The sequence below is a fragment of the Bradyrhizobium sp. GW821-FHT13H06 genome (assembly GCF_058803975.1).
Window position 1 is genome coordinate 297,514 of the sequence record NZ_JBXAPN010000003.1, and the last position, 21,055, is coordinate 318,568.

Consider the following 21,055-nt stretch of genomic DNA (forward strand, 5'->3'; position numbering starts at 1 on the left):
TGGATGGAGCGAACGCGTGGCGCTTGCCTCATGGAAACGTATTCTCTGTCGGCGCGACAGGTCGAACCCCCTCCCCCGCTTGCGGGGGAGGGCTGGGGAGAGGGTTTCTCCGCAACGGGGCTGCCGATGGTCGATCCCAAGCATCCGGACTGGAAAGTGCCGGCCAAACAGCGTGCCAATGCGCGCGCACTCAGGCGCAATTCGACCGATGCAGAGCGCATCCTGTGGTCGGAGCTGCGCGCCGGCCGATTGAACGGCGCGAGCTTCCGCCGCCAGGTGCCAATCGAGCGCTACATCGCCGATTTCATCTGCCACGCCGCCAAGCTCGTGATCGAGCTCGATGGCGGCCAGCATTTCTCCGATGAAGGCGAGCGCGCCGATGCGCGACGCTCTGCGGCGATCGAAGCGAAGGGCTTCAAGGTGCTCCGCTTCAGCAATCTCGATGTCATGACCAATCGTGGCGGCGTTCTCGACACAATCGCGACCACCATCGCGGAGAGAACCCCCACCCCAGCCCTCCCCCGCAAGCGGGAGAGGGAGCAGACCGTCTCCGTGGAGAAGAAGCAGCCATGAAATTCACCCTCTCCTGGCTGAAGGATCATCTCGAGACCGACGAGCCGCTCGACAAGCTCGCCAACAAGCTCACCATGATCGGGCTCGAGGTCGAGAACATCGAGGACAAGGCGAAGGCGCTGAAGCCGTTCACCATCGCGAAGGTGATCTCGGCCGAGCAGCATCCGAATGCGGATCGCTTGCGCGTCTGCATGGTCGACACCGGTGACGGCGGTGCGCCGGTGCAGGTGGTGTGCGGCGCGCCGAATGCGCGTGCGGGCCTCGTCAGCGTGTTCTCGCCGCCCGGCACCTACATTCCCGGCAAGGACATCACGCTCGGCATCGGCACCATCCGCGGCGTCGAGAGCCGCGGCATGCTCTGCTCGGCGGCCGAATTGCAGATCTCCAACGACCATGACGGCATCATGGAATTGCCGGCGGATGCGCCTGTTGGCGCGGCCTACGCCGAATGGGCCGGGCTCGGCGATCCCGTGGTCGAGATCAATCTGACGCCGAACCGGCAGGACTGCACCGGCGTGCACGGCATCGCGCGCGACCTCGCCGCCGCCGACATGGGCAAGTTCAGGGATCCCACGATCAAGCCCATCAAGGGCGAATTCCCGTGCCCGGTGAAGGTCACGGTCGAGGATTCCTCGCTGTGTCCCGGCTTCGCGCTCCGCCTCGTGCGCGGCGTCAAGAACGGACCGTCGCCGGAATGGCTGCAGAAGCGGCTGACCGCGATCGGACTGCGCCCGATCAACGCGCTGGTCGACATCACCAACTTCATGACCTTCGATCGCGCGCGGCCGCTGCACGTGTTCGACGCCAAGAAGGTCAAGGGCAATCTCGTCGTGCGCCGCGCCCGCGACGGCGAGAGCCTGCTGGCGCTCGACGGCCGCACCTACAATCTCGATCCCGCGATTTGCGTCATCGCGGACGAGCACGGCGTCGAATCGCTCGCCGGCATCATGGGCGGCGAGGCCTCGGGCTGCGACGATGATACCACCGACGTGCTGATCGAATCGGCGCTGTGGAACGAGATCAACATCGCCCAGACCGGCCGCAAGCTCGGCATCAGTTCGGATGCGCGCTACCGCTTCGAGCGCGGCGTCGACCCGGCCTTCATGGTGCCGGGACTGGAGCTCGCGACCAAGCTCGTGATGGAGATGTGCGGGGGCACGCCGTCCGAGACTGTCGTGGTCGGCAAGGCCTTTGGCGATGACCGCTTGATCGAGTTCCCGATCACCGAGGTCAAGCGACTCTCGGGCATCGAGGTGCCGCAAGCGGAGATGAAGCGCATCCTGACCCATCTCGGCTTCATGATGGCGGGCCCCGGCCCGGTCGTGAAGGTGGCGGTGCCGTCCTGGCGCACGGACGTGCACGGCAAGGCCGACATCGTCGAGGAGGTCGTCCGCATCTTCGGCGTCGACAAGGTGCCGATGACGCCGTTCGAACGCGGCGAGGACGCACGCAAGTCCGTTTTGACCCCGCTCCAGCTGCGCACCCGACGGGCGCGGCGCGCGCTCGCGAGCCGCGGCATGGTTGAAGCCGTGACATGGTCCTTCATTGCCAAGCCCGCGGCGGAATTGTTCGGCGGCGGCCAGCGCGAGCTCGAAGTGGCCAACCCGATCGCGTCCGATTTGTCGGACATGCGCCCGACCTTGCTTGCGGGCCTGATCGCGGCCGCGCAGGCCAACACTGATCGCGGCTTTGGCGATGTCGCGCTGTTCGAGGTGGGCCAGATTTTCAAGGGCGATCGCCCGCAGGACCAGTTCATGGCGGCAAGCGGCGTGCGGCGCGGCTTTGCTTCCTCCGAAGGTCTCGGACGGCACTGGACCGGCTCGGCGCAGGCTGACGTGTTCGACGCGAAAGCCGACGCGCTGGCGGTGCTCGCTGCGGCCGGTGCGCCGACGCAGGCGCTTCAGGTCGTGGCGGGTGGTCCTGGCTGGCTGCATCCGGGGCGTTCCGCCACGATCCAGATCGGCCCGCAGAACGTGCTCGGCCATTTCGGCGAGATGCATCCGCGCGCGCTCGAGGCGCTCGGCGTCGACGGTCCCCTGATGGTGTTCGAGGTCATTCTCGACCGCATCCCTGAGGCGAAGAAGAAGCCGACGCGCGCCAAGCCGCTGATCGAGCTCTCCGCCTTCCAGCCGGTGTCGCGCGACTTCGCCTTCATCGTCGACCGCGCCGTGAAGGCCGGCGACATCGTCCGCGCCGCGCAAGGCGTCGACAAGAAGCTGATCACCGGCGTGAACGTTTTCGACGTCTACGAGGGCAAGGGCATCGATGACGGCAAGAAGTCGATCGCGATCGCGGTGACGATCCAGCCGCGCGAGAAGACCCTGACCGACCAGGAGATCGAGGCCGTCGGTGCCAAGATCGTGGCCGAAGTCACGAAGAAGACCGGCGGTACTCTGAGAGCATGATGCCGAGAAGTGTGAAGCGGTTTTCGGACGACATCATGCTCCAGAATCGACAAGCATGAGTCTCGCCGACTTTCTCCCGAAGGATGTCAGCCTCACCATTGCGATGGCGCTCTGCGCCGTCGCTTTCGTTTCGGGCACCGCGCGCGGCTTCTCCGGCTTCGGTTCGGCGCTGATCTTCATGCCGCTGGCGAGCAGCATCGCAGCGCCGCGGCTCGTTGCCGCCCTGCTGCTCGTCATCGATTTCGTCGCGGCCGCGCCGCTGCTGCCTGACGCATGGCGGAAGGCCGACCGCAGGGCCACTGCCGTGATCGTGCTGGGCGCGCTGATCGGCGTGCCCGTCGGCACCTATTTCCTGAGCGTGCTGGAGCCCGTCACCACGCGATGGATCATCTCCTGCTTCGTCGCCGCCCTCCTGCTCCTGCTGCTGTCGGGCTGGCGCTATCGCGGCAAGGACCACGCCTGGCTCTCGGTCGGCATCGGCGGTCTCTCGGGCTTCTGCAGCGGCCTCGCGCAGACCGGCGGCCCACCGATCGTCGGCTATTGGCTCGGCCGCCCGATCGCACCGATCGTCGCACGCGCCAACATCGTGCTGTTCTTTGGCGCGTCGGATTTGTTCTCGATGATCAGTTACGCGACCACGGGCCTGATCAGCCGCGAATCGCTCGCGCTCTCGCTGATCGTCGGCCCGGTCTATGCGGCTGGCGTCGCGTTCGGCGCCTCGCTGTTCGGACGCGCGAGTGAAAGAGTGTTTCGCGGGATCTGCTATGCGCTGATCGCGGTGGCGGTGATTGCCGGGCTGCCGGTGCTGGACAGGGTGTTGCGGTAACTCTCTTCGCCGGGACGACGCGTCGAATTCATTGCGGTCTTGCCCGCCGCTTCTTCGTCGATTGCGTCGGCACGTCGGCCGGCTCGGCCTTGAGCGCGCCAATCTTGCGCAAGGCGGCATCCGCGGCGCGCTCGCCGCTTTCCCAGGCGCCGTCGACGGTGCCCCAGAGCGTCTCGTGCGTGGCTTCGCCGGCGAGGAACATGTTGCCGATCGGCTCGCCCAGGGTCCTTCGCGAAAGCTGGCCGCCGGGCGAGGATGCCGACATTGCGCCCAACACGTAGGGCGCGGCATTCCAGCGCGTCGCGCTGGTCTTCTGCACGGCTGAAGCGGCCTCGCTGCCGAACAGCTTCGTGATCCACTCCTTCGCGAAAGCGGCCATGGCCTTCTCGCCCTGCTCGGAGAGATCGCGGCCGAAGGAGCCGCCGACATCGATCGAGCACAACGAGGAGCCGCCGATATTGGCGAACATGAGCGCCGTGCGCGTCGAATTGCTCTGCTCGATGAGGATATCGTCGCGTGACAGGCCGAGCGGATTGCCCGGCAGTTGCAGCACGATGCGATCGTAGCTGCCGAGGCTGAGCTTTGAGGCCGCATCCAACGTGCGCTTGGGAATGTCGGGCGCGAACCTGATAGCGCCCGACGTCAGCACATTGGTCGAAACCGTGACGATGGCGGCGCGTGCGGCGATCTTGCCGGCTTGCGTCTCCACGCCGACGTCGCGGTTGCTCCAGACGATCCGGCTCGCCGGCGTCGACAGCGCCACCGGCACCTGCTCGCCGAGCTTGGCAATCAGAGTGCCGAGGCCCTGACGACAGGCGATCGCCGCATTGCGGTCCTGCGCGCGTCCCTTGTCGATCGCGGACAGCTCCTTCAGGTCCTTGCCGGCGAAGCCCGGGCCCAGCATGAACTCGGCCGCGCCCGCCCAGTCGCCGAGATCCTTCGGCAGCACGGACGCGCAGGAGGTATCCAGCTTGCCGCGCGCGGCCTCGTCGATGGCGCGGTTGGCGCGTACCAGCGCGGCCAGGAACTGCTCGGTCTCGCCCGCGCGCGCGTTGCGGCGGCCGATGCGCATCTTCTGGCCCGATGGCGCCGGCAGCGCATCCAGCCCGACACTGCGCGCCAGCCGGATCATCGGGTTGGTGTCGGGATTGTGCATCCACCGCGCGCCGCGATCGAACGGCGTGTCGAAGGTCGTGCTATCGGTGATGCAGCGGCCGCCTGCTTGCGATGCCGCTTCCACCACGATGACCTTGCGGCCCGCCGCCATGATGCGCCGCGCCGCGGCGATTCCGGCTGTTCCGGCCCCGATCACGACGATGTCGGCCTCGCGCGGCAGGGGCGCGGCGGATGCGCGCAGGACCGGCAGCGCCGCAAGAGCCGCCGACGCCGAAAGGAAACCGCGGCGCGTAATTGTCATGTGATGGTTTCCGGGGACTTGCGGCGTATGGGAACAGCCCGCGAACCTTGCTGCATCTGATGTTGCACGGCAACCATCATGGTGAATCAATCGTGCTTGATCTCACAGAGTGATGAACCGAATTGCAACACGTTTCGACCATGATAGAGAAGGGAAAAAGACGGCCGGAAAAGGCCGTGGGGGGAGTTTGACATGGGGACGGTCCTGGATTCAGTCGGCAAGCTGATTGCCGCGTACCTCTCGAAGGAGGTGCCGGGCTACGAGCCGTTCACGCCGAGCGACCCGGAGCATCTGCGCGGCGTCATCGAGCCCGGCGACGTGCTGCTGGTCGAGGGCAACAACCGCATCTCCGGCATCATCAAATATCTGACGCAGTCGACCTGGTCGCATGCGGCGCTCTATGTCGGACCGGTCGCAGGTGCGGAGGAGGCGGATGGCGAGCCGCATGTGCTGATCGAGGCCAATATCGGCGAGGGCGTCACCTCGGCGCCGCTGTCGAAATATTTCCCCTACCACACCCGCCTCTGCCGCCCGGTCGGACTGTCCTATGAGGACCGCACCACGGTCTGCCGCTACGCCATCAACCGCATCGGCTTCGGCTACGACACCAAGAACATCGTCGACTTGATGCGTTATCTGTTCCCGATGCCGATACCGCAGCGCTGGCGCCGGCGCATGATCGCGATCGGCTCGGGCGACCCGACCAAGATCATCTGCTCGGCGCTGATCGCGCAGGCCTTCGACGCCGTGCGCTATCCGATCCTGCCGAAGATCACCAAGGCCGGCAGCCGTGCCGCGCGCCGCGAGATCCTGCACATCCGCGATTCCTCGCTCTACATGCCCCGCGACTTCGACATCTCGCCCTATTTCGAGGTCGTCAAACCCACCATCGTGCACGGGTTCGACTACACCGCCCTGCACTGGGCCGACAAGCAGAAGCCGCTCGAGGAGGTAGCGGGCTCATTCAGTGTGTTTCCAGAAACGGTCCTGGCGCCGCCGCTCATTCCTGAGGCGATTGACGAAGAGGCGCCGGCTGAGATTCCGGCTGAAGAAGTGACCTTGCAGGCCGCGGGGGCCAGCGCCGCTTTCTCCGAGCATCTCGTGCTGCCGAGCGAACTCGCGGTGTACCGCGCGAGGACGCGGGAGATGGCGGCGTAAGTCTCCCGCCAACGTCATTGCGAGAAGCGTAGCGACGACGCAATCCAGAATCGCTTCGCGGAGGCAGCCTGGATTGCTCGCTGCGCTCGCAATGACCTGAATTAACGCTCCGCCCGCCCGATCACCGCCATCAGCTCCGCGATCTTCTCGCGCTGGTCGGCCTTGTCGCCGCTCGCAATGGCGTGCTCGACGCAATGGGCGACGTGGTCCTTCAGGACCTCCTCCTCGACCCGGCGCAGCGCGGCACGCACAGCCGAGATCTGCGTCACGATGTCGATGCAGTAGCGGTCTTCCTCTACCATTTTCGACAGGCCGCGAACCTGGCCCTCGATCCGGCCGAGACGTTTTCCGACAGATGCCTTGATGTCCTTGCGCATGGGGTCTATATACCCCTACCGGGTATAGGTTGCAAGCCCAGGACAGGACCGGAGCATGGCCATGAACAGCAGCGAGCATCGTCACGACGCGGAAACCCATTCCGGATGCGGCTGTTCCACGAAAGCTGCACCGCCGGCGGCGAAGCCCGCGGCATCCTCGTGCTGCGGCGGCCACGTCGATCATTCCAGCCACGCTCATCATCACGGCCACGACCACGGTGATTCCGCGGCCAAGGTGAAGGACCCCGTCTGCGGCATGACGGTCGATCCCGCGACCTCGAAGCACCACTTCACACATCACGGCGAGACCTTCCATTTCTGCTCGGCCGGCTGCCGTACCAAGTTCGCCGCCGATCCCGCCAAGTATCTTGCGAAGGAGAAGGCGCCCGAGCCCGAGATGCCCGCGGGCACCATCTACACCTGCCCGATGCATCCGGAGATCCGCCAGGTCGGACCGGGCACCTGCCCGATCTGCGGCATGGCGCTGGAGCCTGAGGTGGCGAGCCTCGAGACCGGACCCAACCCCGAGCTCGCCGACATGACGCGGCGGTTCTGGATCGGCGGCGCGCTGGCGCTGCCGGCCGTGGTGCTGGAGATGGGCGGCCATCTCGCGGGCCCGCACAACTGGATCGATCCGACGCTGTCGAACTGGATCCAGTTCGTCTTCGCGACGCCCGTGGTGCTGTGGGCGGGCTGGCCGTTCTTCGTCCGCGGCTGGCAGTCGCTGCTGACGCGCAACCTCAACATGTTCACGCTGATCGCGATGGGCACCGGCGTCGCCTATGTCTACAGCGTCCTCGGCACCGTGGCACCGCAGCTGTTCCCTGCCACCTTCCGCGGTCATGAGGGTGCTGTCGCCGTCTATTTCGAGGCGGCTGCCGTCATCACCGTGCTGGTGCTGCTCGGCCAGGTGCTGGAGCTGCGCGCCCGCGACGCGACCTCTGGTGCGATCAAGGCGCTGCTCCAGCTTGCACCGAAGACGGCACGCCGCGTCGAGGCCGACGGCAGCGAGCATGAGGTCGAGATCGACGCGCTCCATGCCGGCGAGTCCTTGCGCGTTCGCCCCGGCGAGAAGGTGCCGGTGGACGGCATCATCCTGGAGGGCCGCTCCTCGCTCGACGAATCCCTGGTCACCGGCGAATCCATGCCGGTCACCAAGGAGACCGGCGCGAAGGTCATTGCCGGCACGCTGAACCAGTCGGGCAGCTTCGTGATGCGTGCGGACAAGGTCGGGCGCGAGACGCTGCTGTCGCAGATCGTTCAGATGGTTGCGGACGCGCAGCGCTCGCGCGCGCCGATCCAGCGCCTGGCCGATCAGGTCTCCGGCTGGTTCGTGCCGATGGTGATCGTTGTCGCGCTCGCTGCCTTCGGCGCCTGGGCCTGGTTCGGACCGGAGCCGCGGCTGGCCTTCGGCCTCGTTGCAGCCGTCAGCGTGCTGATCATCGCCTGCCCCTGTGCGCTCGGCCTCGCGACCCCGATGTCGATCATGGTCGGCGTCGGCCGCGGCGCGCAGGGAGGCGTGCTGATCAAGAACGCCGAGGCGCTGGAGCGCATGGAGAAGATCGACACGCTGGTGGTCGACAAGACCGGCACGCTGACCGAGGGCAAGCCCAAGGTGGTCGCGGTCGTGCCGGCGGCCGGCTTTGCCGAAGACGACATCCTTCGGCTCGCGGCCAGCGTCGAGCGCGCCAGCGAACATCCCCTGGCTGACGCCATCGTGCGCGCGGCCAGGGAGAAGCAGCTCGCCCTTGGCCAGGTCGAGCAGTTCGATTCGCCGACTGGCAAGGGCGCGACCGGCAAGATCGACGGCAAGACCATCGTGCTCGGCAATGCAAAATACCTGACGTCGATCGGCATCGAGACCAAGACGCTCGACACCGAAGCCGAACGGCTGCGTGGCGACGGCGCGACCGTGATCAACATGGCCGTCGACGGCCGGCTGGCCGGCCTGTTCGCGATCGCCGATCCGGTCAAGGCCTCGACCCCGGAGGCGCTGAAGGCGCTCGCGGCGGAAGGCATCAGGGTCATCATGCTGACCGGCGACAACCGCACCACGGCCGAGGCCGTCGCGCGCCGGCTCGGCATCGCCGAGGTCGAGGCCGAGGTGCTGCCGGACCAGAAGAGCGCGGTGGTCACCAAGCTGCAGAAGGCCGGCCGCAGCGTCGCGATGGCCGGCGACGGCGTCAACGACGCGCCGGCGCTGGCGGCGGCCGAGGTCGGCATCGCCATGGGCACCGGCACCGACGTGGCGATGGAGAGCGCCGGCGTCACGCTGCTCAAGGGCGATCTCGTCGGCATCGTGCGGGCACGAAAACTGTCGCAGGCGACGATGAGCAACATCCGCCAGAACCTGTTTTTCGCCTTCATCTACAACGCCGCCGGCATTCCGATCGCCGCCGGGGTGCTCTATCCCACCTTTGGCGTGCTGCTCTCGCCGATCATCGCCGCAGCGGCGATGGCGCTGTCCTCGGTGAGCGTGGTCGGCAATGCGCTGCGCCTGCGCACGACGCGACTGTGAGCTACCGGCACACTCCCTCGCCTCCCTTCGGAGGAAAGGCTACAAATGGCCCGTAGCCCGATGGAGAGGACCCGATGCAGCGGATAACGATCACGATCGAGGACGATCTCCTGGCGGAGATCGACGCAGCGGCGGAGGCGCGCGGCTACCAGAACCGCTCCGAGATCATTCGCGATCTCGCCCGCGCCGGCCTGCAACAGAGCACGGAGGGCACGGCACAGACCGGCCAATGCGTGGCTGGTCTCGTCTATGTCTACGACCACGCCGCGCGCGATCTCTCAAAGCGCTTGGTGCAGGAATTCCACGGCCATCACGACCTCGCGCTGGCGACGCTGCACGTCCATCTCGACGACGACAATTGCATGGAGATGACGGCGCTGCGCGGCAACGCCTCCGAGGTCAGGCACTTCGCCGACCACATCATCGCCGAACGCGGCGTGCGCTACGGCCGCGTGGTGATGATTCCGACCGGCGAAGGCAAGCAGGCGAAGGGGCGCAAGCAAGGGCACAAGCATGGGTAGCTGGGCGCTCGCGTTCCCCCGACCGGGACACGGGTCGTGCCTGGGCAGCCGGCCGCCCTTGCCGAAGCCGCCTCGGGTGTCTACCTCTCGCGAAGTGTTGACCTGAGAGGATCTCCCATGCTGGATGCCGCCATCAAGGCGCTGTCGCAAATGATCTCGCCGCCGATGCGCTCGATCCTGTGGCGATCGGTCGGCTTGGCGCTGGTGCTGATCACCGTGCTGGCGATCGGCCTGCAGCGGCTCCTCAGCTGGTTTGCGGCCAATGGCGAGGTCTGGCTGGAAAGCCTGCTCGGACCGGGCTGGCATTCATCGATCGAAGTCCTGTCGTGGATCGTCTCGATCGCGGCGGGCCTGGGCGTCGTGTTCGGCGGCATCTTCCTGATGCCCGCGATCACCTCGCTGGTGGCGAGCCTGTTCGTCGACGACGTCGCCGACATCGTCGAGCGCGAGCATTATCCGGCCGAGCGGCCCGGCGTGGCGCTGCCGTTCAGCCAGGCGATCCTCGAGGGCATCAAGACCGCCCTCTTGACGATCCTGGTCTACCTCGCCGCCTTGCCGCTGGTGTTGTTCGCCGGCGCCGGATTCCTGATCTTCTTCCTCGCCGCGGCCTGGCTGCTTGGCCGCGAATATTTCGAGCTCGCGGCGATGCGCTTCCGCCCGCCGGAGGAAGCCAAGGCGATGCGGCGTGACAACGCCGCCACCATCTTCACCGCCGGGCTCTTCATCGCCGCCTTCGTCTCGATCCCGATCGTCAATCTGGCGACGCCGATCTTCGCCATGGCCTTCATGGTCCACATGCACAAGCGCCTGTCAGGCCCGCGGCCCGAGCTGATCGAGCCGGCGCGGCAGGTGCGGTGATTGTGCGCACCTTCTCCCGCAAGCTTGCGGGAGAGATGACCGCCCCCGTGGCGCGAGCGAACGAACCAACCATCACCGCATTCAGGCGGCCCGCACACCACACTTTCGCAGCAGCATCCTGGCGAAGCCGAACGGCGCCGGCGTGAAGGGACCCGTCGGCGCGCGGGTGACCAGCGCGACGACGCCGAGTGCGATCACCGCGAGCCAGAAGCACAGGCAGAAACCGTCGATATAGGCGAGCACATTGGCCTCGCGCTGCACGATGCCCGCGAGCGTGCCGACCGCGCGCGGCTGCGCCGATCCTGTGCCATGGGCGGCGAAGTGATCGGCGAGCTGCTTCAGCCTCTGCACCACATCGACATCGCCGACCGCAAGGTTCTGGCCGAGATAGAAGGAATGGACCTGCTCGCGCACGCGCAGCCAGGTGCCCATCAGCGCCACGCCGATCTCGGCGCCGCCGAGCCGCATGATCTGGATATAGGCGGCAAAGGAGGTGGCGCGGCTGGGATCGGAGTTGGAGAGCAGCGTGATGATCAACGGCAGCAAGGTCAGCGACTGCCCGATCGCCTGGAGCAGCACGATGCCGGCGAAGTCCTCGCGCGCCCAGACGTGGGTGAGTTGCGTGCCCCAGAGATTGGCCGCGGCGAAGCAGGCAAAGCCCACGACGACCACCGTCCGCGTATCGAAATGCCTCAGCAGCCAGATCGAGACCGGCACCAGCACGAACATCGGCAACGCGCCACAGGTGAGCAGCAAGAGGCCACTCTGCTCCGGCCTGAGCAGCGCGATGGTGGCGAGGAAGTTCGGCACCAGCGACGCATTGGACAGGCTGGTCAGCGTGTAGAGCAGGATCAGGAGCAGCCCGAAGCCGATGTTGCGCGAGAACAGCACGTTCACATGCGCCCAGGGCTGCCTGACCAGCGATTCGTTGAGGAGGAAGGCCAGAAACAGCACCGCGCCCGCTGCGAGCAGTGCCATCACCGTGCCGGAGCCGAGCCAGTCCAGCCGGTTGCCCTGGTCAAGTCCCGCATAGATCATCGACACCGAGGCGCCGAGCAGCAGCATGCCGCCCCAATCGGCCTCGCGCAGCAGCGCGCGGTTCACCGGCTCGTTCGGCGTGCCGAGATAGACCATCAGGCCCATCAAGGGCGCGATCACCACGCCCTGCCAGTACAGCCATTGCCAGCCGAGATGGTCGACATAGAAGCCGACCAGCGAGGTCGAGGTATCCAACGCGAAGCCGACGCGGATCGAATAGATCGAGATCGCCGGCAGCCACCAGCGGATCGGCAGATTGCGGAACACGATCATCAGCGTCGCCGGCACGAAGGTGCCGAGCAGGAGACCATGCACGACGCTGAGGACGAGCAATGTCGGATAGTCGTGCACGAACGGAATGATGAACGAGACGGCGGCGTAGACGAGGCTGGGGATGCCGAGCACGCGGCGCAGGCCGAACACCGTGGCAAGCCAGGCCACCGCAGGCGCGATGAAGATCTGCGAGCCGATGCCGGCGGTCGAGAGCCAGGCGCCCTCGTCAAAGCCGAGCGAGAATGCGCCGCGCAGGTCCGGCAGGCCGACCGTGGTCAGCCGGCTGTCGAAATTGGCAAGGAACGAGCCGAGCAGCACCGCCGCGACGGCGAACAGGGGCTGCGGCGCGACGCCGCCGCGCGAGAGCGGTTCGCGGCTGGCATCGTCATTTTCGGCCATTCGCGGCCTTCGTATCGATGCTGGTGACCACCGACATGCCCGGCACCAGCCGCGCCAGCAGCGGCTGGTCGTCATCGAACTGAATGCGCACGGGAATGCGCTGCACCACCTTTGTGAAATTGCCTGTTGCGTTGTCGGGCGGCAGCAGCGCCACCTGTGCCCCCGTCGCCGGCGCAATGCGCTCGACCCGGCCGCGCAGCTTCTCGCGCGGGAAACTGTCGACGGTGATCTCGACCGGCTGGCCCGGTGCCACGTGCGTGAGCTGGGTCTCCTTGTAGTTCGCGATCACATAGACCTTGGGCAGCGGCACCACGTTGATGAGGTTGGTGCCGATATTGACGTAATCGCCGGGCTGCACCTGGCGCTCGCCGACAACGCCGTTGAACGGCGCGGTGATCCTCGTGTAACCAAGCTTGAGCTTCGTACCCGCCAGCGTCGCCTTGGCCGCCTCGACATCGGCCGCGCGCTGCTTCCTGGTACCTTGCAGGACCTCGAGCTGATGCTGCTGGGCCGCGATCACGGCGCGGCTCGCGCGCACGTCGGCCTGGGCCTTGGCGTAGGCGGCCACCGCCTGCTCGAGGCGCTGGCGCGTGCCGGACTCGCTCTGCGACAGCGATTGCTGACGCTCCTGCTCCTGCCGTGCCTCGACCTCCATGGCCTCTGCAGACAACCGCGCGGCCTGCGCCTGCGCGATCGTCGCATATTGCAGCTCGATCTGGTTGGCGAGATTGTCGAGCGCGGCTTGCGCCGCGGCGACCGCAGCTTCGGCCTGCGCGACTTGCGCCTCGTAATCGGCGGGATCGATCTGGATCAGGAGGTCGCCGGCCTTGACGCGCTGGAAATCGGTGACCCCCACGCTGAGGACTTCGCCCGAGACGCGGCTCGAAAGCCGCGTCAGATCGGCGCGCACATAGGCGTCATTGGTGGTCTGGACCACGGCGTTGCCAACCCATTCGTCGAAGCGCAGCGTTGCCAGCGCGACGAAGGCGAGCGCGACGATGACCGCAAACAGCGGGATCGCGAGCCGGCTCCAGAGCGGCGTGGCCGGCCGCTGCGTCGGCTTCGGTGGTGGGGCAGGCGCTGCGGCGGGAGGCGACGATGGAACTTGCTCTTGTTGACTCACGACTTAACCTCAAACGAACTCACCGCGATCTCACACCGTCTTCTCCGGCCACCGGCAAAGATCGTTGATCAGGCACACCTCGCAGCGCGGCTTGCGCGCGAGGCAAGTATAGCGCCCGTGCAGGATCAGCCAATGATGGGCATGCAGCATGAATTCTGCCGGGATGACCTTTTCGAGACCGAGCTCGACCTCGAGAGGCGTCTTGCCGGGCGCAAGTCCGGTGCGGTTGCCGACGCGGAAGACATGCGTGTCGACCGCCATGGTGTGCTCGCCGAAGGCCATGTTGAGCACGACGTTCGCGGTCTTGCGCCCGGCGCCGGGCAGCGATTCGATCTCGGCACGCGTGCGCGGCACTTGGCCGCCGAATTCGCTGAGCAGCTTCGCCGACAGCGCGATCACGTTCTTCGCCTTGGTGCGGTAGAGGCCGATGGTCTTGATGTACTCGCGCAGGCGCTCCTCGCCGAGCTCGAGCATCTTCTGCGGGGTGTCGGCGACCTCGAACAATGCGCGCGTCGCCTTGTTGACGCCGGCGTCGGTCGCTTGCGCCGATAGCACCACGGCAACCAGCAGCGTGAACGGATTGACGTGCTCGAGCTCGCCCTTCGGCTCCGGATTGGCCTTGCGGAAACGGCTGAAGACCTCGCGGACCTCGGCCGGCGTCCAGGGTCTTGCGGCTCTGAGCGATTTCCTGGCGGACGCTTTCGGTTTGGTCGCGACCGGTTTTGCCTTTTTCTTCGGCACCGCCGCTTTACGCGGGGCCGGCTTGCGGGTGATTTTCGCCATGATCGGGATATACTGATGGACGATGAGCACAGGCAACGAAATTGAGCGCGCGCGATCTGAAAGCGAGGATGAGCCTCAGATCTTCTCCGCGCTGCTGACGCCGCACCGCTCGCTGAACCGCACAGGCTTTCTCGCCGTGATGCTGTTCCTGAGCGTCGTCAGCTTCGTCACCGGCCTCGCCTTCCTGATGATGGGCGCCTGGCCGGTGTTCGGCTTCTTCGGTCTCGACGTGCTGGTGATCTGGTGGGCCTTCAAGGTCAATTTCCGCGCGGCGCGGGCCAGCGAGGAGATCGTGGTGACGCCGTCGGAACTGCGCGTGCGGCGCGTCAGCCATCGTGGCCAGGTTGCCGAATGGACCTTCAATCCGCTCTGGGTCCGGCTCGACCAGGAGGTCGACGAGGAATACGGCATCGAGCACCTCTATCTGATCTCGCGCGGCCGCCGGCTGCTCATCGCCGGTTTTCTCGGACCGGCAGAAAAGGCAAGCTTTTACAATGGCTTGGTTGGAGCCCTCAACGCCGCGCGGCGTGGGCCGACCTATAATCCGGTGATTTGAGCACAGTCGGGAATCGGGTGGTTTCGAGCCACCCCTTCTCCTACATTCCGGCCATGATGACCCTCGCGATCCACGACCAGCGCCTGGCCAAGCCGGGCCCCCACAACGCCGCGTTGCGCGACTATGATTCGGTGCGCCGGGCGATCGCCTTCATCTCGGCGAACTGGCGCGCGCAGCCGACCATCGAGGCGATGGCGGATGCCGCCGGCGTCACGCCGGACGAGCTGCACCATCTGTTCCGCCGCTGGGCTTCGATCACACCGAAGGCCTTCATGCAGGCGCTCACCCTCGACCACGCCAAGAACCTGCTCAGGGATTCCGCCAGCATCCTTGACGCGGCGCTCGACTCCGGCCTGTCGGGTCCCGGCCGGCTGCACGATCTCTTCGTCACTCACGAGGCGATGTCGCCGGGCGAATGGAAGAACGGCGGCGCCGGCCTCATCCTGCGCTACGGCTTCCATTCCTCGCCGTTCGGCACCGCGATCGTGATCGCCACCGATCGCGGCCTGTCAGGACTTGCCTTCGCCGATCACGGCGAGGAGAAGATCGCACTCGCCGACATGACGCGGCGCTGGCCGAACGCCACCTATGTGGAAGATCACGAAGGCACCGCGCCGCTCGCGGCGCGTGTCTTCGACTCGAAGCTGTGGCGTCCGGATCAGCCGCTGCGCGTGGTCCTGATCGGCACCGATTTCGAGGTGCGGGTGTGGGAGACGCTGCTGAAGATTCCGATGGGACGCGCGGTGTCCTATTCCGACATCGCCTGCAACATCAACAGCCCCAAGGCCTCTCGCGCCGTCGGCGCCGCCGTCGGCAAGAACCCGGTCTCCTTCGTCGTGCCCTGCCACCGCGCGCTCGGCAAGAGCGGCACGCTCACCGGCTATCATTGGGGCATCACCCGCAAGCAGGCGATGCTGGGCTGGGAAGCGGGGCAGCTGGGGCTGCAGTAACGATCACCGTCATTCCGGGGCAGTGCGTCAGCACTGAACCCGGAATCTCGAGATTCCGGGTTCGCCCTTCGGGCGCCCCGGAATGACGCATCAAGGATTAACCCGCCAGATCCAGCTTCGAGGCCACCGTCGAATCGGCATTGAGCCGGTAGATGATCGGCACACCGGTGGCGAGCTCGCGCTTCAGGATACCCTCGGGCGAGAGCTTCTCCAGCACCATGATCAGCGCGCGCAGCGAATTGCCGTGGGCGGCAACCAGGGTACGCTTGCCGTTGAGCACGCCGGGCAGGATCTCCTGCACGTAATAGGGCAGCGCGCGCGCGAGCGTGTCCTTCAGGCTTTCGCCGCCGGGCGGCGGCACGTCGTAGGAACGGCGCCAGATCAGCACCTGCTCCTCGCCCCATTTCTTGCGCGCATCGTCCTTGTTGAGGCCGGAGAGATCGCCGTAATCGCGCTCGTTCAACGCGAGGTTCTTCGAGGTCGGCAGACCGATCTGACCGAGCTCGCCGAGGATGATGTCGAGCGTGTGCTGCGCGCGCGTCAGCACCGAGGTGAAGGCGACGTCGAACACGAGGCCCTGTGCCTTCAGCTTGCGGCCGGCTTCCGTGGCTTCCTTCACACCGAGCTCGGTGAGATCGGGGTCCTTCCAGCCCGTGAACAGGTTCTTCAGATTCCATTCGCTCTGGCCGTGACGCACGAGCACGAGAAGACGTTCGCTCATTGACTGCTTTCCGTTTGCTCAATCAGAAATCGGCGAGGCCGAGTACGTCGGCCATCGAGTAATGCCCCGGCTTCTTGCCGTGCGCCCACAGCGCCGCCTTCAGCGCGCCATGGGCGAACAGCATGCGGTCCTCGGCCTGATGCGACAGCGTCAGGCGCTCGAACGGGCCGAGGAAGCTGACGCTGTGATCGCCAGCCACGGTGCCGCCGCGCAAGGAGGCGAAACCGATATTGCCCGGCCGGCGCGCGCCGGTGATGCCGTCGCGCCCGCGCTCGGAATGGTCATCGAGGGTGACGCCGCGGCCGCCGGCTGCGGCCTGACCCAGCATCAGCGCCGTGCCCGAGGGCGCATCGACCTTCATGCGATGATGGGTTTCGACGATCTCGATGTCGAAGCTCTGGTCGAGCGCCTTGGCGACACGCTTGACCACGGCGGCGAGCAGGTTGACGCCGAGGCTCATATTGCCCGACTGCACCACGACGGCGCGATTGGTGACGCTCTTGATCACGGCGTTGTCGGAGCCGGACAGTCCGGTCGTGCCGATGACGTGGACGATGCCGCGCTCGGCGGCGATCGCGACATTGGCGATGGTCGCCGCCGGGACGGTGAAATCGAGGATGCCGTCGGCATCCCTCGACATCGCCCAGAGATCGGCGGACAGCTTGATGCCATTGGCCGGCAGGCCTGCGAGCACGCCGGCATCCTTGCCGAGCAGCTCCGAGCCCGGCGCTTCCAGCGCGCCCGCCAGCACGGCGCCCTTGCTCTCGGCAATCGCCCGCGTCAGCGCCCGGCCCATCCGGCCGCCGGCTCCTGCAACAATCAAGCGCATGTCGGACATGGTGTGATCCTCTGAGCCGCCGTTGTAGCGGGGGGATGCAGTTCCGGCAACCGAGGGGGGCAGGCAGGTCGCCTGCGGCCATCCTTCGAGACGCCCGCCTCCGGCGGGCCCTCAGGATGAGGTCTCGTTTCGCGGCGAGATGTCAGAACCTCATGGTGAGGAGCCCGCGCGAGCGGGCGTCTCGAACCATGCAGGCCCGAGAGGGCCTCAGCCGTCCTGCGGCTGCGGGCCGTCATAGCCCTCGATGATGATGAGGTCGGCGACCGAGTGCGGCTCGCGCACCTTGATGTTGGCCTGGTATTCCGGCGAGTTGTAACAGGCGAGCGCGGTCTCGTAGTCCGGGAATTCGATCACGACGTTGCGGGTGCGGCTGGCACCCTCGACGGTGGTGAACTTGCCGGCGCGGACGACGAAGCGGCCACCCCATTTCCTGAAGATCGGACCGTTGGCGACGGCGTAGGGCTTGTAGCCCTCGTCACTGCTCACGTCGACGCGCCCGATCCAGTAGCCCTTTGCCATTGCTCTTCTCCCTTGGTGATCAGCCGAGCGCTTGCACGATCTCGGCCTGGATTGCGTCGGCGGCCGCCTTGGGATCGGAGGCCTCGAGGATCGGCCGTCCGACGACGAGATAGTCGGCGCCCGCCGCGATCGCACGACCCGGCGTCATGACGCGCTTCTGGTCGCCGGTCGGTGCGCCCGCCGGACGGATGCCGGGCGTGACGAGGCTCATCTGATGGCCGACGATCTTGCGCAAGGCCCCCACCTCTTCCGGCGAGCAGACGAGTCCATCGATGCCGAGCACCTGTGCCTGCTGTGCGCGCGCTTCGACCAGATCGGAGACGCCGAGCCGATATCCGGCCGCGTGCAGGTCGTCGTCATTGTATGAGGTCAGCACCGTGACCGCGAGAATCTTCAAGCTCGATCCGCCACGCCCTTCGACCGCCGCCTTCATGGTCTGCGGATAGGCGTGGACGGTAAGGAAGGTCGCCCCCAGCCTGGCGACACTCTCGACACCGCGCATCACGGTGTTGCCGATGTCGTGCATCTTGAGATCGGCAAACACTTTCTTGCCCTCGCCGGCGAGCTTGCCGATCAGCGGCAGGCCGCCGGCATAGGCGAGCTGATAGCCGATCTTGTAGAACGTGACGCTGTCGCCGAGCCTTGCGACCATCGCCTCCGCAGCCTCCGGGCTCGACACATCGAGCGGAACGATCAGGCGGTCCTTGGGGGCGATCTCGGCTGGCGTCATGTCACCTCACATCATGCGTTGGGAAACGTCGATCAACTGCGCTACCAGCTCCTTCAACGCGGCGATATCGCCCTCATTCTTCAGCCTGTCCATATCGTCATAGGCCTGGTCGGCAAAGGCGAGCGTGAGCTGGCTGGCAATCACATTGGCGTGGCACGAGGAGAGGATCAGCCGCAAGGCCTGGAGCGCGCGGGCCGCACCAAGCCGGCTCTGCGAAGCGCCGGCGAGCGCGAAGACGCGGTTGCGGAACACCTCGCCGCGCGCCTCGTGCAGCTCGTGCACGCGGCTGACCCAGTCGATCGCGTTCTTGAGCAGCGGCGGCACCGAGGCGTTGTATTCGGGCGAGACGATGAGGATGCCGTGATGGGCGCCGATCATGCGCTTGAGATTGATGGCGTGCTTGGGCACGCCGGATTTGGCCTGGAGATCGCCGTCGTAGATCGGCAGCGGAAAATCGGCCAGCGAGATGCGGGTGACGTCGACGCCGGCCTGAGCGAATTCATACGCGGCGACCGCTGCCAGCTTCGCATTGTGCGAGCCGGTGCGCAGCGAGCCGGGAATGATCAGGATTTTGGGCGCGGACATCCAATCCCATGCGTTCGGCGAAACGGGCCCGCCGCACAAAAAGAGGAGCCGGCGGAATTAATCCTTGCGATACACCCAGACGCGGGCCGGCGGAAGGTTCATCCAGATCCGTTCCGAAGCCTCTGTGGACACGCCGTGCAGCGATTTCGGGATCGGCGGCACCACCGCATAGGTGAACTGGATGAAGGGCGCGCCGGGCGCGAGCGCGGTGAAGGCGTCGCGGATGAGCCGCAGCCGCGTCAGCATCGGTTTTGTGACGAGCGGCAGGCCCGAGACGACCGCGCTAGCCGGCGCGCTCAAGACATTCCAGAGCGTGTCGCGGAGGCGATAGGCATCGCCCTGCACCACCTTGGCTTGTGGGTAGCGGTCGCGCAGCAGCGCGCAGAAGCCGGGATTGTATTCGACGAGGACGAGACGCTTCTGGTCGACACCGCGCTCGATCAGCGCGGAGGTGATGGCGCCGGTGCCGGGTCCGAGCTCGACCACCGGTGCGTCCGAATCGACATCGACGTAATGAGCCATGGTCCGCGCCAGCAGCTTGCCTGACGGCATGACCGCACCCATGTGCAGTGGCTTTTCGATCCACGACCTGAGAAAGCGCACCTCGTCATCGAGTCGAGGCTTCTTCAACGCACGCGCGGACGATGGCAATGGCATGTTGGGACCGGACGGGACCGCGGGACCGCGGCGTGTCAGAAAATGGTCATAAAGACGTATAGGCCGAAGGCGGTACGGTCAAGACGAGTCAACTCGCCCGATTACCGAAGAAGTCCTTGACCTTGGCGAAGAAACCCTCGGATTCCGGCTGGGTGTTGCCGGAGGAGAGCTTGTCGAACTCGGCCAGCAATTCCTGCTGCTTCTTGGTGAGATTCTGCGGGGTCTCGACCACGACCTGGACATACATGTCGCCCATCTGGCGCGAGCGCAGCACCGGCATACCCTTTGATGCAATGCGGAATCGGCGGCCCGACTGGGTTCCGGCGGGCACCTTCACCTTGGTCTTGGCCTTCTCGATCGTCGGCACCTCGAATTCGCCGCCGAGCGCGGCCGTCACCATCGAGATCGGCACGCGGCAATGCAGATCGGCGCCGTCGCGTTGGAAGAACTGGTGCTGGGCCAGCGACAGGAAGATGTAGAGGTCGCCGGGCGGTCCGCCGCGGACGCCGGCCTCGCCCTCGCCGGCGAGCCTGATCCGTGTGCCGTCCTCGACGCCCGGCGGAATGTTGACCGACAGCGTGCGCTCGCGGGTAACCCGGCCCTGGCCCGCGCAGGACGGGCAGGCGTCCTCGATCATCTGGCCGCGCCCCTGGCAGCCGGGACAGGTCCGCTCCAGCGTAAAGAAGCCCTGCGACTGCCGCACGCGGCCGGCGCCGCCGCAGGTCGAGCAGGTCTTCGGCTTGGTGCCGGCCTTGGCACCAATGCCCGAACAGGCCTCGCAGGTGACCGAGACCGGGATCTCGATCTGTGCGGTCTTGCCGCCGAAAGCTTCCTCGAGGGTGATTTCCATGTTGTAGCGCAGGTCGGCACCGCGCTCGCGGCCGCCGCGGCCGCGCTGTCCGGCCATGCCGAACAGGTCTTCAAAAATGTCCGAGAAGGAGGAGGCGAAGCCCGCGCCGAAGCCGGCGCCGCCGCCAAAGCCGCCGCCCTGCTCGAAGGCGGCGTGGCCGTAACGGTCATAGGCGGCGCGCTTGTCCTTGTCCTTCAGGACCTCGTACGCCTCGTTGATTTCCTTGAACTTGACTTCGCTGGTCTCATCCCCGGGATTGCGGTCGGGGTGGAATTTCATCGCCAGCTTGCGGAACGACGATTTCAGCCTGGATTCGTCGGCATCACGTTCGACTTCGAGGGTCTCGTAATAGCAGCGCTTGGTGGACGTGGACATGCTGA

General features: G+C 66.3%; 21 protein-coding genes. 9 read left to right on the forward strand and 12 right to left on the reverse strand.

What is annotated here, in order from left to right; translation table 11 throughout:
- Positions 1–30 precede the first annotated feature (30 nt).
- The 3 genes from AC1RQP_RS13835 to AC1RQP_RS13845 are packed head-to-tail and all read left to right on the forward strand — an operon-like array spanning position 31 to position 3,804.
- Positions 31–573, forward strand: a complete 543-nt coding sequence (locus AC1RQP_RS13835) for an endonuclease domain-containing protein (RefSeq protein ID WP_492937388.1) — start codon at positions 31–33, stop codon at positions 571–573.
- Complete coding sequence (gene pheT / locus AC1RQP_RS13840; protein ID WP_492937389.1) at positions 570–2,978, forward strand: phenylalanine--tRNA ligase subunit beta; 2,409 nt, start codon at positions 570–572, stop codon at positions 2,976–2,978. The genes AC1RQP_RS13835 and pheT overlap by 4 nt, the downstream gene beginning before the upstream one ends.
- 55 nt (positions 2,979–3,033) lie before the next feature.
- On the forward strand, positions 3,034–3,804 hold the full coding sequence (locus AC1RQP_RS13845) for a sulfite exporter TauE/SafE family protein (protein ID WP_492937390.1): 771 nt from the start codon (positions 3,034–3,036) through the stop codon (positions 3,802–3,804).
- Between the two features lie 28 nt (positions 3,805–3,832).
- Here the strand turns inward: AC1RQP_RS13845 and AC1RQP_RS13850 are convergent, their stop codons facing one another.
- Positions 3,833–5,221, reverse strand: coding sequence for a flavin monoamine oxidase family protein (locus AC1RQP_RS13850; RefSeq protein ID WP_492937391.1), 1,389 nt, complete (start codon positions 5,219–5,221; stop codon positions 3,833–3,835).
- A 192-nt stretch (positions 5,222–5,413) separates the two neighbouring features.
- Here AC1RQP_RS13850 and AC1RQP_RS13855 point away from each other — a divergent pair, with 192 nt between their 5' ends.
- Entirely contained in the window at positions 5,414–6,379 is a 966-nt protein-coding gene (locus AC1RQP_RS13855; protein WP_492937392.1) for a YiiX/YebB-like N1pC/P60 family cysteine hydrolase, read from the forward strand.
- 101 nt (positions 6,380–6,480) lie between these two features.
- Here the strand turns inward: AC1RQP_RS13855 and AC1RQP_RS13860 are convergent, their stop codons facing one another.
- Complete coding sequence (locus AC1RQP_RS13860; RefSeq protein ID WP_007598521.1) at positions 6,481–6,756, reverse strand: metal-sensitive transcriptional regulator; 276 nt, start codon at positions 6,754–6,756, stop codon at positions 6,481–6,483.
- 61 nt (positions 6,757–6,817) lie between these two features.
- On the opposite strand from AC1RQP_RS13860, the gene AC1RQP_RS13865 reads away from it, so the two are divergent.
- From AC1RQP_RS13865 to AC1RQP_RS13875, 3 genes are all read left to right on the forward strand, one after another.
- Positions 6,818–9,274: a heavy metal translocating P-type ATPase gene (locus AC1RQP_RS13865; RefSeq protein ID WP_492937850.1), complete on the forward strand. Its 2,457-nt coding sequence runs from the start codon at positions 6,818–6,820 to the stop codon at positions 9,272–9,274.
- Between the two features lie 74 nt (positions 9,275–9,348).
- Positions 9,349–9,795, forward strand: a complete 447-nt coding sequence (gene nikR, locus AC1RQP_RS13870; protein ID WP_239628579.1) for a nickel-responsive transcriptional regulator NikR — start codon at positions 9,349–9,351, stop codon at positions 9,793–9,795.
- A gap of 117 nt (positions 9,796–9,912) precedes the next feature.
- Entirely contained in the window at positions 9,913–10,653 is a 741-nt protein-coding gene (locus tag AC1RQP_RS13875) for a sulfate transporter family protein (protein ID WP_492937393.1), read from the forward strand.
- Between the two features lie 81 nt (positions 10,654–10,734).
- Here the strand turns inward: AC1RQP_RS13875 and AC1RQP_RS13880 are convergent, their stop codons facing one another.
- The 3 genes from AC1RQP_RS13880 to nth are packed head-to-tail and all read right to left on the reverse strand — an operon-like array spanning position 10,735 to position 14,269.
- Complete coding sequence (locus AC1RQP_RS13880) at positions 10,735–12,363, reverse strand: MFS transporter (protein WP_492937394.1); 1,629 nt, start codon at positions 12,361–12,363, stop codon at positions 10,735–10,737.
- Positions 12,350–13,486 (reverse strand): HlyD family secretion protein, encoded by a 1,137-nt coding sequence (locus tag AC1RQP_RS13885; protein WP_492937395.1) that lies wholly within the window; start codon positions 13,484–13,486, stop codon positions 12,350–12,352. Before AC1RQP_RS13885 ends, AC1RQP_RS13880 begins: the two co-directional genes overlap by 14 nt.
- Positions 13,487–13,516: 30 nt before the next feature.
- On the reverse strand, positions 13,517–14,269 hold the full coding sequence (nth, locus tag AC1RQP_RS13890) for an endonuclease III (protein WP_492937396.1): 753 nt from the start codon (positions 14,267–14,269) through the stop codon (positions 13,517–13,519).
- 22 nt (positions 14,270–14,291) lie between these two features.
- Between nth and AC1RQP_RS13895 the strand changes: the two genes are divergently transcribed.
- Together AC1RQP_RS13895 and AC1RQP_RS13900 are read left to right on the forward strand one after the other, a co-directional pair.
- Positions 14,292–14,825, forward strand: coding sequence for a DUF2244 domain-containing protein (locus AC1RQP_RS13895; RefSeq protein ID WP_492937397.1), 534 nt, complete (start codon positions 14,292–14,294; stop codon positions 14,823–14,825).
- Positions 14,826–14,878: 53 nt separating this feature from the next.
- The gene (locus AC1RQP_RS13900; protein WP_492937851.1) at positions 14,879–15,775 is read left to right on the forward strand and encodes a methylated-DNA--[protein]-cysteine S-methyltransferase; all 897 of its coding nucleotides are present in this window, start codon (positions 14,879–14,881) and stop codon (positions 15,773–15,775) included.
- Between the two features lie 97 nt (positions 15,776–15,872).
- On the opposite strand, the gene AC1RQP_RS13905 is transcribed toward AC1RQP_RS13900, so the two are convergent.
- The 7 genes from AC1RQP_RS13905 to dnaJ all read right to left on the reverse strand — a co-directional run bounded on the left by AC1RQP_RS13905 (position 15,873) and on the right by dnaJ (position 21,050).
- Entirely contained in the window at positions 15,873–16,496 is a 624-nt protein-coding gene (locus AC1RQP_RS13905; protein ID WP_492937398.1) for a 2,3-bisphosphoglycerate-dependent phosphoglycerate mutase, read from the reverse strand.
- 22 nt (positions 16,497–16,518) lie between these two features.
- Positions 16,519–17,334 (reverse strand): 4-hydroxy-tetrahydrodipicolinate reductase, encoded by an 816-nt coding sequence (gene dapB / locus AC1RQP_RS13910; RefSeq protein WP_492937399.1) that lies wholly within the window; start codon positions 17,332–17,334, stop codon positions 16,519–16,521.
- A 207-nt stretch (positions 17,335–17,541) separates the two neighbouring features.
- Positions 17,542–17,853, reverse strand: coding sequence for a DUF1330 domain-containing protein (locus AC1RQP_RS13915; RefSeq protein WP_492937400.1), 312 nt, complete (start codon positions 17,851–17,853; stop codon positions 17,542–17,544).
- A gap of 19 nt (positions 17,854–17,872) precedes the next feature.
- Complete coding sequence (gene pyrF / locus AC1RQP_RS13920; protein ID WP_239628595.1) at positions 17,873–18,583, reverse strand: orotidine-5'-phosphate decarboxylase; 711 nt, start codon at positions 18,581–18,583, stop codon at positions 17,873–17,875.
- 6 nt (positions 18,584–18,589) lie between these two features.
- Positions 18,590–19,168, reverse strand: coding sequence for an NADPH-dependent FMN reductase (locus AC1RQP_RS13925; RefSeq protein WP_239628596.1), 579 nt, complete (start codon positions 19,166–19,168; stop codon positions 18,590–18,592).
- A 57-nt stretch (positions 19,169–19,225) separates the two neighbouring features.
- Entirely contained in the window at positions 19,226–19,825 is a 600-nt protein-coding gene (locus AC1RQP_RS13930) for a class I SAM-dependent methyltransferase (RefSeq protein ID WP_028178941.1), read from the reverse strand.
- Positions 19,826–19,913: 88 nt separating this feature from the next.
- The gene (gene dnaJ / locus AC1RQP_RS13935) at positions 19,914–21,050 is read right to left on the reverse strand and encodes a molecular chaperone DnaJ (RefSeq protein WP_028178942.1); all 1,137 of its coding nucleotides are present in this window, start codon (positions 21,048–21,050) and stop codon (positions 19,914–19,916) included.
- Positions 21,051–21,055: the final 5 nt, after the last annotated feature.